Annotated in this window: 13 protein-coding genes; 7 read left to right on the top strand and 6 right to left on the bottom strand. The window is 64.9% G+C overall.

Annotated elements, in window-relative coordinates; genetic code table 11:
• Positions 1 to 38 precede the first annotated feature (38 nt).
• Entirely contained in the window at positions 39 to 1,400 is a 1,362-nt protein-coding gene (aroA, locus tag N0D28_RS12160; protein ID WP_260559776.1) for a 3-phosphoshikimate 1-carboxyvinyltransferase, read from the top strand.
• On the opposite strand, the gene glmM is transcribed toward aroA, so the two are convergent.
• Positions 1,397 to 2,722: a phosphoglucosamine mutase gene (gene glmM / locus N0D28_RS12165; protein ID WP_260559777.1), complete on the bottom strand. Its 1,326-nt coding sequence runs from the start codon at positions 2,720 to 2,722 to the stop codon at positions 1,397 to 1,399. The two genes, aroA and glmM, sit on opposite strands and share 4 nt — an antisense overlap.
• 22 nt (positions 2,723 to 2,744) lie before the next feature.
• Positions 2,745 to 3,095 carry a hypothetical protein gene (locus N0D28_RS12170; protein ID WP_260559778.1) on the bottom strand — a complete coding sequence of 117 codons (351 nt, stop codon included), beginning with the start codon at positions 3,093 to 3,095 and terminating at the stop codon, positions 2,745 to 2,747.
• Positions 3,096 to 3,168: 73 nt separating this feature from the next.
• On the opposite strand from N0D28_RS12170, the gene N0D28_RS12175 reads away from it, so the two are divergent.
• Positions 3,169 to 3,609: a hypothetical protein gene (locus N0D28_RS12175; RefSeq protein ID WP_260559779.1), complete on the top strand. Its 441-nt coding sequence runs from the start codon at positions 3,169 to 3,171 to the stop codon at positions 3,607 to 3,609.
• A gap of 83 nt (positions 3,610 to 3,692) precedes the next feature.
• On the opposite strand, the gene N0D28_RS12180 is transcribed toward N0D28_RS12175, so the two are convergent.
• A complete protein-coding gene (locus tag N0D28_RS12180) occupies positions 3,693 to 7,391 on the bottom strand; it encodes a beta strand repeat-containing protein (RefSeq protein ID WP_260559780.1) in 3,699 nt (1,232 codons plus the stop codon).
• Positions 7,392 to 7,789: 398 nt separating this feature from the next.
• Positions 7,790 to 9,073: a replication-associated recombination protein A gene (locus N0D28_RS12185; protein ID WP_260559781.1), complete on the bottom strand. Its 1,284-nt coding sequence runs from the start codon at positions 9,071 to 9,073 to the stop codon at positions 7,790 to 7,792.
• 44 nt (positions 9,074 to 9,117) lie between these two features.
• Between N0D28_RS12185 and N0D28_RS12190 the strand changes: the two genes are divergently transcribed.
• The 5 genes from N0D28_RS12190 (at position 9,118) to N0D28_RS12210 (ending at position 12,754) form a co-directional block, all read left to right on the top strand.
• On the top strand, positions 9,118 to 10,314 hold the full coding sequence (locus N0D28_RS12190; RefSeq protein ID WP_260559782.1) for a DUF885 domain-containing protein: 1,197 nt from the start codon (positions 9,118 to 9,120) through the stop codon (positions 10,312 to 10,314).
• A gap of 257 nt (positions 10,315 to 10,571) precedes the next feature.
• Positions 10,572 to 11,426 (top strand): 1,4-dihydroxy-6-naphtoate synthase, encoded by an 855-nt coding sequence (locus N0D28_RS12195; RefSeq protein WP_260559783.1) that lies wholly within the window; start codon positions 10,572 to 10,574, stop codon positions 11,424 to 11,426.
• Between the two features lie 58 nt (positions 11,427 to 11,484).
• Entirely contained in the window at positions 11,485 to 11,769 is a 285-nt protein-coding gene (gene rbfA, locus N0D28_RS12200) for a 30S ribosome-binding factor RbfA (protein WP_260559784.1), read from the top strand.
• A gap of 58 nt (positions 11,770 to 11,827) precedes the next feature.
• Positions 11,828 to 12,181 (top strand): acyl-CoA thioesterase, encoded by a 354-nt coding sequence (locus N0D28_RS12205; RefSeq protein WP_260561894.1) that lies wholly within the window; start codon positions 11,828 to 11,830, stop codon positions 12,179 to 12,181.
• Positions 12,182 to 12,190: 9 nt separating this feature from the next.
• Positions 12,191 to 12,754: an endonuclease dU gene (locus N0D28_RS12210; RefSeq protein WP_260559785.1), complete on the top strand. Its 564-nt coding sequence runs from the start codon at positions 12,191 to 12,193 to the stop codon at positions 12,752 to 12,754.
• A gap of 8 nt (positions 12,755 to 12,762) precedes the next feature.
• Here N0D28_RS12210 and N0D28_RS12215 read toward each other — a convergent pair whose 3' ends face one another.
• Positions 12,763 to 13,386 (bottom strand): hypothetical protein, encoded by a 624-nt coding sequence (locus tag N0D28_RS12215; protein ID WP_260559786.1) that lies wholly within the window; start codon positions 13,384 to 13,386, stop codon positions 12,763 to 12,765.
• Between the two features lie 56 nt (positions 13,387 to 13,442).
• Positions 13,443 to 13,844 carry a GNAT family N-acetyltransferase gene (locus tag N0D28_RS12220; RefSeq protein ID WP_260559787.1) on the bottom strand — a complete coding sequence of 134 codons (402 nt, stop codon included), beginning with the start codon at positions 13,842 to 13,844 and terminating at the stop codon, positions 13,443 to 13,445.
• Positions 13,845 to 13,846: the final 2 nt, after the last annotated feature.

A 13,846-nucleotide genomic window follows, 5' to 3' on the forward strand; every position in this document is an offset into this window, starting at 1 on the left:
CGTTTCTGCGCCACTTTCCACGCGCTACCCTGTTCAGCATGACTGCTCTTCATCCTCCCCATGCCCACGCTGACGGCCTGCCCGACACCTTCGACGTGCGGGTTCACCCGGCCCGCGAATTGCGCGGCACGCTGCGCGCCCAGCCCAGCAAGAACTACACCACCCGCTACCTGCTGGCGGCGGCGCTCACCCAGGCCAGCAGCAACGGCCCGGTACGCGTCGTGGGCGTGGCCCAGAGCGAGGACGCCGCCGCCATGCTGCGTTGCCTGGCCGACTGGGGCGCGGGTACCGAACTTGTCGGCGAGGACGCTGTGATTCGCGGCTTCGGCGCGGGTCCCGCAGCAGGTGTCACCCTCAACCCCGGCAACGCGGGCGCGGTGGCCCGTTTCCTGATGGGCGTGGCGGCGCTGACGACCGATACCACCTTCGTCACCGATTACCCCGACTCGCTCGGCAAACGGCCCCAGGGTGACCTGCTCGAAGCCCTGGGGCGGCTGGGCGCACGGGTCAGCAGCGACGGCGGCAGACTGCCAGTGCAGATCAGCGGCCCGGTGCGCGGCGGAAGCGTGGAAGTCTCGGCGGAAAAGTCCAGCCAGTACGCCTCGGCGCTGCTGTTTCTCGCGCCGCTGCTGCCCGGTGGCCTGGACCTGCGCCTGACCGGCGACATCAAGAGCCACGCCCCGCTGCGTCAGACCCTGGACACCCTGGCGACGTTCGCCATCAAAGCCAGCGCCAACGAGGACCTGTCACGCATCCGCGTTCCCGGCGGGCAGAAGTACATGGCCGAGCGGGTGCTGGTGCCCGGCGATTACCCCGGCTCGGCGGCAATTCTGGCGGCAGCAGCCATCCTGCCGGGCGAGGTCAGGCTCGGCAACCTGCGCGAGAACGACCTCCAGGGCGAGCGCGACGCCGTCGCGGTGCTGCGCGAGATGGGCGCGGACATCGAGCGAACGGGCGACACCCTGACGGTGCGTGGTGGGCAGCCCCTCAAAGCCGTGACCCGCGACGGTGACGGCTTTACCGACGCGGTGCAGGCCCTCAGCGCCGCCGCCGCCTGTGCGGAGGGCGAAACCACCTGGAAGAATGTCTCGACGCTGCGCCTCAAGGAATGTGACCGCATCTCCGATACCCGGCGCGAGCTGGAACAACTCGGCCTGAGCGTCAGCGAAACTGGAGACAGCCTGAGCATCACCGGCACGCCGATTATCGCGGGTGGAATCACGGTCAGCGGCCACGGAGACCACCGCATGATCATGCTGCTGACCGTACTGGGCCTGCGCGCCGAGCGCCCCCTGCGGATTACCGGCGCACACCACATCCGCAAGAGCTACCCGCTGTTTTTCCGCCACCTGGAAGAATTGGGCGCTCAATTCGAGTATCTGCCGACCGACACCCGCTAAACGCCGCAGCCCTCGATCACGTTCACCAGGTGCCGGGCCAAGTCGTGAATCTCGGCGGCGTCCTGGCCCTCCACCATCACCCGCACCAGGCTCTCGGTACCGCTGGGGCGCACATTGACCCGTCCCCGGCCCGAGAGCTGCACCTCCGCCGCCCGCAGCGCCGCCTGCACCTGCGGGTCGCGGCTGACCGCCTGCTTGTCCTTGACCGGCACGCTGATCAGCGTCTGCGGGAACATCACCAGTTCGTCGTGCAGGGCGTCGAGCGTGGTGCCGAGCTGGCGCATGGCCTTGAGGGTCAGCAGGGCGCTCAGCACCCCGTCCCCGGTGGGCGACACGTCCAGAAACAGCAGGTGCCCGCTCTGCTCGCCGCCCAGGGTCAGCCCCTTGGCCTGCATCCGCTCGTAGACGTAGCGGTCACCGACAGCCGTGCGCTCCAGGGCCACCCCGCCGGTCTGCAAGATCACCTCCAGCGCCATATTGCTCATGATGGTGGTCACGACGCTGCGCTCCTTGCGGGCGCGGGCGGCCAGCAGCAGCATATGGTCGCCGTGAACCTCGTTGCCGCGCGAGTCCACGAACAGGCAGCGGTCGGCGTCGCCGTCGAAAGCCACGCCCAGGTCGAAGGTGTCGCCGCGCACCAGTTGCTTGAGGTGGCCGAGGTGGGTGCTGCCGCAGCCCCGGTTGATGTTGCGCCCATCGGGGTTGGTGTAGACGGCGAACACGTCCGCGCCCGCCGCCTGGAAGATGCGCGGCGCGACCCGGTAGGCCGCCCCGTTGGCGCAGTCCATGGCAATTCTGAGACCCGACAGGTCCGGCGCGTGCGAGCGCAGAAAGCTGGCGTACAGACGCTCGGCCTCGGTGTAGTTGGTGACGCTGCCCATGTCCACGCCGGTCACGGGCACGAGGTCGGTCACGCGGCTGAGCATGGTCTCCATCTCGGCTTCCAGGGCGTCGCTGAGTTTCTCGCCGGTGGCCCCGAAAAACTTGATGCCGTTGTCCTGATACGGGTTGTGCGAAGCGCTGATGACCACGCCCGCGTCGGCGTGGAGTTCGCGGGTCAGGTAGCTCACCCCGGGGGTCGGCAGCACCCCCAGGTGGGTTACGTTGACGCCCCGACTGGTCAGCCCGGCAGCCAGCGCCGCTTCGAGCATGTCACCGCTCTGGCGGGTGTCTTTGCCGATGACGACGCTGGGGCGCACGCTGCGGCCCCGCAGGACCTCACCCGCCGCCGCGCCGAGTTGCATGACCCACAGAGGGGTCAGGGGGTACTCGCCCGCCACAGCGCGGATGCCGTCGGTGCCGAAAAATTGGCGCTGGGTCATCTGTACAGGATACTGGCCGATCTCAACTTTCTGCCGTTTCCAGCAACTGCTGGGTGGCGTAGTTATAGACAGCCTCGGCGCTCGGTCCGTAGAACACCCGGTCGGGGTGGCTCGGCTGGAAGTGAAGCTCGAACTGCTGGCCGTGCTGAATGGCCTCGCTGACAGTGACGGCAGCGTAGATGTAACGGCCCTGCGCCAGCCCCTCGACCCGGCCCAGGTAAGCAAAGGGGGTCAGACCCGCCAGAATATCCTGGGTCAGTTGATCGCTGACAAACAGACCCTTCCAACCCGCTGAAGTGCGGGCCAGCATCCCCAGCCCCGGCACACGGGCGCGGGTGCTCTCCATCATGGCGCTTTCAAGAACATAATCCATAATCAGCAGTATAGGCCAAGAGAAGAACGCCAAAACACGAAGTTATGCGCCGACTCTTGACCTGGAGGAAAAAATGAACCGAACAAACCGCCTGTCTTTGATCATGATCTCTGCCCTGGCTGCCGCTACGTTTTCACCGGCCTTCGCTGCATCGAGCAGCACGCCCCTCGCCACAAAAATTGGCAACATCATCGCATCGCCTGACCCCTACACAGCGGGAAAATCGAACATAAAGATCGGCACACAGTATGTGCTGGCACTAACTGGCTTCGAGAAGTATGCCAAGAGCATCATTCTCGTCAAGTACACTTCCGGAGGATGGCAGTTTGGGCTGATTGACGTAAAAGATCTGAAACCTGCTGACTTTGGCGCTTACCGTCTCTTTTCCAAAAAAGCGAACACCGATACTTACGTAATCGGTGTGGGTCGACTGAACGGCGAGCAATTGGCTGTAAAGACTGAGGGAGAGAAGACAACGATGGTCTTTTCGAAGACAGGATACAAATATCCTTGATTGATCTAGTCCTTTCTCGGTAAACCAGCACAAAAAAAGAAGGAGCCTCATATACGAGGCTCCTTCTTGAATGAGGGTTTAGCTTACGGGTTCGTGGTGGTGGAGGCAGTCACCGTAACAGTCACCGGCGCGGAGGTTGCGATCGGAGCCGAGATTTTCTGTAGACGAATGATGCTGCTACCCGCCACGCTGCCCGCTGGGGTCAGTGTAGGCGGAACCACCTGATTTCCATTGATCTTACCGTCGTTTGTGACAGTTACGTAGTACGCAGCCGTGCTGGCCGAGATGTTCACAGGCGTGACACTCGTGACAACGTAGCCGCTTGACGTCGTGTTACCAGTGGCACCGCTCAGCACACGGTATTCAGGAGTCGTTGCACCGGTGGCGTTGTTCTGATCGGTGACCAGGAAGGTCAACGTTTGGCCCTGATTGATGGTGTAGTTGGTGCTGCTGAACTCCGGCGCGAACTGAACGCTGGAGGTCTGAGCCACCGTTTCACCTGTGGACTGGTAATAACCCTTGCTGTCGTTGGTGATGACGGCGAAGGCACTGGCACCGCCACCAGGGTTGGTGTTGGTGGGATCATCGATGGTTACGCTGGCACGCGAGACGTTGCTGGCCGTAAAGCCGTTGCCGTAGCTGAACCAGGGTGCGTAGTCGTTGAGGGCCGTGCGGCCAGCGTTGGCGATCGAGGTATCGCCCCAGACCGAGCGGGTGCCCGCGATTTGGCGGGGGGTACCATTCGGGGTAGAGAACGAGGGATCGTGGAGACTAGTGAACTGGGCGAGATTGGTCGAGTTGGTGTCAACACCAGTCGCCACGAACGGTCCACAGGGAGTCGTGCCTTCGCCGGTGCCAGTACCAAGCACCGTGTCATCCTGCCAGCAGACGATCTTCTGCCAGGCACCCACACCGAACTGCTTGTAGAAGTTGTTGGTCACCGCGCCTGTAGCCGACGCGCCGTTGTTGGAACGGGTGTTGGGAATCAGCAAGTCGATGTTGTAGATGTCGTTAAGGGTGTCGCCCAAGAGGAAGGGGGGAACCAACGTTGCACCGCCTGCATCGAAGTTGTCGCTGCCGCCCGCCTGCAAGCTGCCGTTGGTGATGTAGCGGTAATCAGGAGCCTGGCCAGTGAAGGTGGACGTTGAAACCGTGCCGAGGCTCTGGAGGTAAGCGTCGAATTTGTCCAGCGTCGGGACATGGCTGCCGACCGGGAAGAGCACGCCGCCGCCGTTGCCAGTGCTCACAGGCACCTGACCGGGGTTGGGATTGTCAACCGAGGGGCGAACGATGATCGAGCGGGCCTGCAAGGTCGCGTTACCGGCGTTGTCGACGGCCATGATCATAACCTGTGACTGGTGGGGCTGGTTGTTCTTGACATTGGCTTCGGCCGGGTAGCGTGCGTAGAGCGCCGTCGCGCTGACGACCGTGCTCAACTGCTTCTGAACGGTCGGGGCCACGGGGGCACCAGCAACCGCCACATTGAAGACGGGCGCGTTGCCGCGAGCGCCGCCGATCTGCACTGGCGTGTCAATGACGGCGTAGCCACGGAGATTCTCGTTCTGGACCGGGTTCAAGGCACCACCGAGGTCGCCGTCGCTGATGAAGGGAGCGAAGTTACGCGCCGTGTAACCGGTCGTGCCGATTCCTTGCGCCACAGGCGCACCGTTCAGACCAGCTGGATCGCGGTCGCTGAGGAAGGCGTAGGTATCGGCCAGACCGGAGGTCTGATCGGTGACCTGGCTGTTGATGCCGAGATTGTCGCCCGCGAGGAACGACTGACCGATGCTCGGAGAGACGATGTCGACCGAGGGGTCGGTGTTGTCGATGGTGATGGTCGCGGGTGCAGCGGCGGTGCCGTTGACCGTGCCCACACCGTTGGTCGCGGCCTGCGCCGGGTTACCCAGCAAATCGGTGATCGAGCCGCCGAGGTTGTAGGTGCCGTCGGCGATCAGGTTGCTGTTGATGATCGTGCTGAACTGACCGGCCAGGTTGAGATTGGTCGCACCGCAGGTCCCGTTGAAAATGGGGAAGTTCAGGCCGCCCAGGGTAAGCCCAAGGCCATTGGAGCCGAAGACACCGTCTCCCGCAAAGCCCACGCCACCCGTGTCGGTGATGCTGCCGGCCAGTGAGCCGTAGTCGCTGAGGAAGCCGGGCTTGGCCTTGAAGGGCAGCGGGCTGGTGTCGACAATGCCGCCGTTGATGACCGGGCCGGTGTTGTCGATGGTCAGCAGCGCGTTGGCCTGAGAAGCGGTCTTGTTGCCCAGCTTGTCGGTGGCCACCGCGATCACGATGTAGCGGCCGTCGCGGTAAGCGACAGGCGCAGCGGGGGCAAGGGGGTTGGTCGGTACGGTGACGCGGTAATCGCCGTTGGGGCCAGCTGCCTCAACGGTGGTACCCGCCGCCAGAAGACCATTCTGGATGACAAAGTTGGCACGTGCGGTCGCCTGCGAGGAGCCCAACGCACCGGGAGGGGGCAGCTGGTTCTGGAAGCTAGCCGGAACGTAGTAGTACCGGATGTTCTCCAGACCGGAGGGCAGCGGGCCAGCGTTGTCGGTCAGGCCGCCGTTGGCCAGGCGCTCCAGCACCGTGCCGCGCGCCGCAGCAGAGCCGGGGGTGTTGCACAGGCTCTCGATGAAGTTGCTGTTGGCGTCGCCTGCGCCCTGGGTGGTCACCTGGGGCGACTGCGGGCCGGTGTTGTCCACGATGAACGGCACGGCAGCAGTCGTGATGTTCGTGCCGGTGGTCGTGCGGGTCACGAAGTAGAGCAACTGTCCCTGCTGGTTGTTGAGCTGGGTGGTGTCGAAGGCAACCGTATCCGCAGGGTAGAGGTCGGGCGTGGGGCGCGGGCCGGGGGCCAGGCTGTCGTAGAGGTAGTTGAGCGCCGGGCCGCTGGAGCTGTTGGCCACGTACAGTTCGACGCGGCTGCCGGTGGCGACGGCCGGGTTGAAGTTGATGCCGACGGTGCCGCGCAGGTACTGCACCGGGGTGTAGCCGGTGGTGTCGATCTGCTGCGGGACGATGCGGGCTGCACCGTTGTTGTACTTCGGATCTTCGTAGTTCACGATTCCGGTGACGGGGTCTGACGTGATCTGAGGATCGAAGGTCAGGCCAGTGGTGCCCGCCGCGACGTTCAGGTTGATAGTCACGGAAGCCGTCGCGGTTGCGCCGGTGCTGTCCGTACCACTCACGACCAGGGTCACAGGGCCGTTGGGCACGCCCACCAGACTGACAGGGCAGTTGCCGGCGGTGGCCGACGAGTTGGTGCTGGGGGTGAGGGTGCCGCCCTGGACACCGCACTTGATGTTGGTCAGGGTACCGGTGATGTTGTAGCCCACCACAACTGAGGTGCCGGTCACAGTGCTGTTGGGCAACGGCGAGGTGATCTGAATGCCAGCGATGGTGCTGGGGTTGCCGTTGCCGCCCGTGCCGCCCGTGCCGCCCGTGCCGCCCGTGCCGCCCGTGCCCGTCGCCGTGTAGGTGAACGACAGCGTCTTGTCGGTGCTGGTCAGGTCAGCCGTCTGCGAGGAGGGCGTGGTGTAGCCCGTCACTGCGCCGGGCGTCACGGTGTAGCTGCCCGCAGGCAGGGTCTGGGTCAGGGTGCCGCTCACCGTCACGGTCTGGGCAGCGCTGCCCGACTTGGTGATGGTGAAGGGGGCCGAGGAGACACCCGAGACGTTGATGGTCAGCTTCTGGGTGGCTCCTGGAACGGTAGTGCCCTGTGAGCAGGACGCCAGGGCGATGACACCGGTGAGGGCCAAAAGGCCAAACTTTTTCTTCATGCTTTCCTCCCGTGGAAAAGGCGGCTTCTCATTGTTGCTCTGTTCGTGCCGAGTGTGATTGTACATTAGAAGCGGTCAAAAGCAGTTGCCGAGTTTCCTGCCCTCTCCATACCTCTGCCGTACTCACTCACTCCACATCTCCGGCAAGAATGTGAATCCTGTAGGAGAGTATACGAAGAGGAATGGGCAGTGTCAACACGAAAAACTCGCCCTAGCACGGATTTCAGTGCGATATCGCTCATGAGAAGCAGGGAGAAATGGGATTTCTAAGAGCCGTGAAGGTGCCGCCCCCGGCAGAATCATCTTCCGGCTGTCTAGAGGAGCTGCATAAGGTCCTCCGGTCTGAGAGCTGCCTGATCGCTTTATCACAAACACCTAAAGAACAGTTCAAGCCCTGCTCACTCGCTTTCCGGCTCGCCCCGGTGCGCGGCCTGCAATTTGCGCCAGCGCTCCCGGACCTTCGTCTCCCAGCCTTCCCCGTCCGGGCGGTAGAGGGCGAGGTCATGGCCTTCCGGCAAATACGTCTGGGCAAAGCTGCCTTCCGGGTCGTCGAAGTAGTAGGCGTAGCCCTGGCCGTAGCCCTGCGAGCGCATCAGGGCGGTGGGCGCGTTCCTCAGGTGCAGCGGCACCGGCAGATGCTCACCCTCACGCACGGCGCTGAGGGCCGCTTTCCAGGCTGTATATACACTGTTGCTCTTGGGAGCCAGCGCCAGATACACCACCGCCTGCGCCAGCGCCAGATCGCCCTCGGGACTGCCCAGAAATTCGGCGGTGTCGCGGGCGGCAATCGCCAGTCGCAGCGCCTGCGGGTCGGCCAGACCGATGTCCTCGGCCGCCATTCGCACGATCCGGCGGGCCACGTATAGGCTGTCGGCCCCGCCCTCCACCATGCGGGCCAGCCAGTAGAGCGCGGCGTCGGGGTGGCTGCCTCGCACCGATTTGTGCAGCGCCGAGATCAGGTTGTAGAAGTCCTCGCCGCCCTTGTCCATCTGCGGCAGGTGGCGGCCAAACGCCTCGGTCACGGCTTCCGGGGTGATGGGGTCGGCCAGCGTCGAGGCGACTTCCAGGGTGCTCAGGGCGCGGCGGGCGTCACCGTCAGCCAGGCGGGCCAGCAGGTCCAGCGCTTCCGGCTGGGCCGCCACACCGGGCAAGCCGCGCGAATCGCTCAGGGCGCGGTCGAGCAGGCCGCGCACATCGTCCTGGCTGAGCGCCTCCAGCACCAGCGTCCTGGCCCGCGACCTGAGCGCCGGGTTGACCTCGAAGCTGGGGTTCTCGGTGGTCGCGCCGATCAGGGTCAGCAGGCCCGACTCCACGTGCGGCAGCAGGGCGTCTTGCTGGGCCTTGTTGAAGCGGTGAATCTCGTCGAGAAAGAGGATGGTCCGCCTGCCGCGTCCCTTGAGGCGCTCGGCCTCAGCGGTGGCCTCGCGCACGTCCTTGACGCCTGCCGAGACCGCCGAGAGGGCGATGAAATGCGCCGCGACCTCGTGGGCCATCAAGCGGGCCAGGGTGGTTTTGCCCACGCCCGGCGGTCCCCACAAAATGAATGACCCCAGCCGCCCGGAGGCCAGGGTGCGGGTCAGCGGTTTGCCAGGGCCGAGCAGGTGACGCTGGCCCACGACTTCCTCCAGATTGCGGGGGCGCAGGCGCTCGGCCAGCGGGGCGGGCGGATCAAAGAGGGTCATGGCGGGCAGGATAAGGGAGGCGCGGCAGGGCTATCCTGCTGAACATGACCAAGCCCAACCCCGGCACATCCGGCCCCGACGACCTGGCCCGCCGCTACATCCGCCTGGCACACGCCCTGGACGCCCACTCGCCCGGCTTCATCGACGGCTATGGTGGCCCCGCCGAGCTGGCAGACCGCACGCTGCGCCCGGCCTCCGAACTTCTGAGCGAGGCCCAGGCGCTGCAACATGACGTTCAGGGCGAACCCGACCCCACGCGCCGAGCCTTTCTGGTGGCGCAGACGCGGGCCATGCACACCCTGGCGCGGATGCTGGGCGGCGAGGTGCTGCCCTACGCCGAGGAAGTGCGCGGCTTGTACGACATCGACCCGGAGCGGGCCGACCTCGCCGAGCTGGACGCGGCGCTGCGGGAGCTGGACGCCGCCCTGCCGGGCCGGGGCAGCCGTGATGAGCGCGAGGAGGCGGTGCGCTCACGGGTGACGGTGCCGCCGGGCGAACTGCTGCGGGTGGCCGGGCCGATCCTGACCGAACTGCGGCGGCGCACGGCCAGCCAGTACGGTCTGCCGGACGGTGAGAACTTCAGCATCGGGCTGGTGACGAACAAGCCCTGGGGCGGTTACAACTGGCCGCTGGGAAACCTGCAAAGCCGCATCGACATCAATACCGATTTGCCAGTGGCCCTCACCGGCTTGCCGGATTTACTGGCCCATGAGGGCTACCCCGGCCACCACACCGAGCACGCCACCAAGGAAGCGGTGCTGGTGCGCGAAAAGGGCTGGTTCGAGCACAGCATTCAGCTCATCAACCCGCCGGAGTGCGTGGTCAGCGAAGGCGTCGCCGTGAACGCGCTGGACGCCGTGATGACACCAGGCGAGGTGGCTATCTGGCTCACCGGCGACCTGGCGAGCGTGGCCGGAATCGATCCCGACGCTGTTCAGGACGCCCTGCGTCTGGCAGCCCTCAAGGAAAAGATGAGCAGCGTCTCCGGCCACGCCGCGCTGATGCTCCATCAGGACGGAGCCAGCCAGCGGGAAGTGCTGGACTTCTTCCGGCACTACGCCGCCTCGACCCCGGAACGGGCGCAAAAGAGCCTGGAATTCATCTCGCAGCCGACCTTCCGGGCCTACATCTTCACCTACAGCGTGGGCGGCAGGCTGGTGCGGGAAGCCATCAAGCGAGGCGCAGTGACGTTCGGGCAACTGCTGGCTGAGCCGGTGACGCCGGGGGCGCTGCGGGGCTGAGCGAGCGCTTACTACAAGGTGCCGATGCCGTAAGTACGGGTTCCGTTTGTTTCGTATCCCAACCGGAAAAGTGGGCGGGCGTCATCATGGGCGTCCATTCTGCCCGCTGGTCGGATGAAACTGGTTTTGCAAACCGGTTTCATCCGAATCTGTATCACAGGGCCAGTTCGTGCCGCCCGAGCAGCGACATGAACGAACGCTCACGCCTGCCGCCCGCCTGGCTATTTGCCCCTGCCTACCCGGCGTACCCTGAACACATGACCACCGTCCCCACTCCCCTTGATCTCGGCTACTCGTTTTGCCCCAACGACACCTTCATCTTTTACGCCCTCTCACACGGCAAGGTGGCAGCCCCGGCCCCAGTGCGCGAGGTGCTCGAAGATGTGCAGACACTCAACGACTGGGCCGAGCAGGGCCGGTTGCCCATCACCAAGATCAGTTACCGGGCCTACTTCGGGGTGATGGACGACTATGTGGCGCTCAGGAGCGGCGGAGCGCTGGGGCGCGGGGTGGGGCCGCTGGTGGTGGCCCGGCAGGCATTGGGCGACCTCAACGGCAAGACGGTGCTGTCGCCGGGCGCGCTGACCACCGCCGAGCTGCTGCTGAAAATCGTCTACCCCGAGGTGAACGTGCTGCGGGTGCGCTACGACGAGGTGATGCCCGCCGTCGAGCGCGGCGAACTCGGCGGCGTCAGGGTCGACGCCGGGCTGATCATCCATGAGTCGCGCTTCACCTACCCGCAGCACGGCCTGACCAAGCTGCTCGACCTGGGCGCGTGGTGGGAGGGCGAAACCGGCCTGCCGCTGCCGCTCGGCGCGATTCTGGTGCGCCGCGATCTGCCGCGCCAGATGCAGTGGGCGCTGAACGAATCGGTACGCGCCAGCCTGGAATACGCCTACGCCCATCCGCAGGAACCCAAAGCCTACATCCGGGAACACGCCCTGGAGATGGCCGACGAGGTGATGCAGGCGCACATTGACCTCTACGTCAACGGGTTCAGCCTCGACGTAGGCGAAGAGGGAACGCGGGCCGTGCAGGAGTTGCACCGCCGGGCGGTGGCGGTGGGCGCAGTGAAGGCCAGCGACTTGCCGCTGTTCGTGGAGCGGGCCTGAGCTAGCATGGCGAAATGACCTTTGCTTTTTCTTCCCGCTCCTCCTTCCGGTGCAGGCCATGAAGCCGCAGCAGGTGGAATCCCAGCTCGTGCGGGTGCTGACCGACGCCATCGGCAGCCTGAATGACCCCCGCGTGCCACTGATCGTGACGGTGGAGGCGGTCAGCCTGACGCCGGACTTCGTGCAGGCCCGCGTGTACGTGTCCTCGATGGGCGATATGGACGCGCTGCTGGAAGCCCTCCAGAACGCGCGCGGCCATTTGCAGCGTCAGGTCGCCCAGGTGGTCAAGCTGCGCCGCACGCCGCTGCTGGAGTTTTTCGCAGCAGACGACCGCAAGTGGTGAGGGCGTGGCGGTAGAGCAGCTCACCGAGATCCGGGTCCGCTACGCCGAGACCGATGCAATGGCCGTGGCACACCACGCCAACTACCCGATCTGGTTCGAGGTGGGCCGCAGCGAGCTGATGCGCACACTGGGCGTGCCCTACGGCGAGATCGAGGCGCGGGGGCTGTACTTCATGCTTTCCAGCCTGGAAGTGCAGTACCGTGCCGCTGCCCGCTACGACGATTTGCTGAGTCTGGTGACGACGGTGGAAGCAGTGCAGTCGCGGGCCGTGACGTTTGCCTACACGCTGAGGTGCGGCGAGACGCTAGTGGCGACGGGCAAGACGCATCACATCACGACCGACCGGCAATACAGAATCGTCCGCATCCCCGACGACATCCTGCCGCACCTGCGCGGAGGCCACTCGACTTAAGGAGCGCGTTTGCCCGCCTTCACCCACGCCATCGGCTTTGATGATCTGCCCTTTGAGCGCGACTGGCGCGGCGACGTGCGAATCATCGGCACCGTCTACGCCCAGACCACATTGCACGGCGTCGTGTCGGGCAAGGTACGGCGTGATGGGCGCAATTCCACCGCCGAGCTGACCCGGCTGGTCGATACGTCGCTGTTCCGGCCCCACCTGCACCTGATTTTGCTTCAGGGCGTGGCACTGGCGGGCTTCAATGTGGTAGACGCCCACAAGCTCAGCGCCGACACTGGCCTGCCAGTGATGGTCGTCGCCCGCCGTGAGCCGGACATGGAACGTATCCGCGCCGCGCTGCTGGACAAGGTGCCGGGCGGACAGCGCAAGTGGCGGCTCATCGAGAAGCTGGGGCCGATGGAAGAGTTGCGCGGCGTGTGGGTGCAGCGCGTCGGCCTCAGCCTCAAGGACGCGGGCGTGGCGCTGCACCACCTAACGCTGACCGGGAATATTCCTGAGCCGCTACGCTCGGCTCACCTGATCGCGGGCGGGGTGGGAAGTGGGCATAGCCGGGGGCGGGCGTGAGTAGAGTTTTAAGCGCGCCCGGATAACCCCAGACTGAGACGTTTTCGAAAGACCTGCCAGAGCATCCAGCCGAAGAGACCCCCGTTGACCAGGCAGGCAGTCAAGCTGCCTTCCGGGCCATATAAGCCGCCTGTCCAGAGCGCCGCGCCTGATGTCAAAGAGTCGAACCAACCGAAAATGTCCTGTCCGGCGACGATCAGACCAAAGACAGGACCGAGCAGCAGATTCCAGGCGAAGTGCCAGCCGACAGCGGCCCAGAAACCCCTCACCAGAGAAAGGGTCACGGTGGGCACACCAACCACCACCGCGATGGCGAGAAACAGCAGCGGGGTGACGTGTGGTCTGGCGTAATGAGCTGCGCCAAACAGCACCACCGTCAGCAGGACCGTTGCCCACAGTGGCAGCCAGCGCCGAAGCAACCAGAGAGGCAGGGTGAAGAAGAGACCGACCTCCGCCGGTGACAGGGCGAGTTGCCACCCCAACTGACGCATGAAGTACGGAAAATGAGAAAGCGTCACACCTTCGGGCATGGCTTGAAGGCCGCGCGACCGAAACAGGCCTGCCAGTGCCAGCGCACCCAGGACAGCACCCACCGACAAAGCGCCCAGCCCCAGCCCGAAGAAGAGGTTCATGGCGGCGCTCGCCCAGCGTTTTCGGTCTCTGATCCCGGTGAAAAGCGCGGAAAAGATCACTCGCCAGACTGCCGGGCATAATTGCGCCGAATGAGACCTCCGGCCCGCTGCAACCCCAGGCGCTCGTAGAAAGGAGCCACCTCGTCGTCACACATCACGTCCACCATGTAGAGGTGACTGAGTTCGGTCAGCAGTCGCCGCATCAGCTCGCTGCCAATACCGGACCCCTGGTATTCAGGCAAGACTTCGAGCAGCGGAATGTAGGCGCTCAGCACCCCGTCGCTGATGGCGTTGGCAAAGCCCACCACCCGCTCGCCGTCGTGGGCGAGGCTGACGCGGTAGCTCGACTGCAATAAGCGCAGCAACGTTTCAGGACGCGGCGGGTTGGGCCAGCCGACGAAGAAGCCCGTCAATTGCTCGGGCGTGAGGGCGTGGGGGTCAGCGCTATAAGCAATCACCG

Source organism: Deinococcus rubellus, assembly GCF_025244745.1.
Lineage (GTDB): Bacteria > Deinococcota > Deinococci > Deinococcales > Deinococcaceae > Deinococcus > Deinococcus rubellus.

Bases quoted from the DNA above. Each gene is read 5' to 3' on its own strand.
- aroA (WP_260559776.1), top strand. From the start codon at position 39: ATGACTGCTCTTCATCCTCCCCATGCCCACGCTGACGGCCTGCCCGAC.
- glmM (WP_260559777.1), bottom strand. From the start codon at position 2,722: ATGACCCAGCGCCAATTTTTCGGCACCGACGGCATCCGCGCTGTGGCG.
- N0D28_RS12170 (WP_260559778.1), bottom strand. From the start codon at position 3,095: ATGGATTATGTTCTTGAAAGCGCCATGATGGAGAGCACCCGCGCCCGT.
- N0D28_RS12175 (WP_260559779.1), top strand. From the start codon at position 3,169: ATGAACCGAACAAACCGCCTGTCTTTGATCATGATCTCTGCCCTGGCT.
- N0D28_RS12180 (WP_260559780.1), bottom strand. From the start codon at position 7,391: ATGAAGAAAAAGTTTGGCCTTTTGGCCCTCACCGGTGTCATCGCCCTG.
- N0D28_RS12185 (WP_260559781.1), bottom strand. From the start codon at position 9,073: ATGACCCTCTTTGATCCGCCCGCCCCGCTGGCCGAGCGCCTGCGCCCC.
- N0D28_RS12190 (WP_260559782.1), top strand. From the start codon at position 9,118: ATGACCAAGCCCAACCCCGGCACATCCGGCCCCGACGACCTGGCCCGC.
- N0D28_RS12195 (WP_260559783.1), top strand. From the start codon at position 10,572: ATGACCACCGTCCCCACTCCCCTTGATCTCGGCTACTCGTTTTGCCCC.
- rbfA (WP_260559784.1), top strand. From the start codon at position 11,485: ATGAAGCCGCAGCAGGTGGAATCCCAGCTCGTGCGGGTGCTGACCGAC.
- N0D28_RS12205 (WP_260561894.1), top strand. From the start codon at position 11,828: ATGGCCGTGGCACACCACGCCAACTACCCGATCTGGTTCGAGGTGGGC.
- N0D28_RS12215 (WP_260559786.1), bottom strand. From the start codon at position 13,386: ATGAACCTCTTCTTCGGGCTGGGGCTGGGCGCTTTGTCGGTGGGTGCT.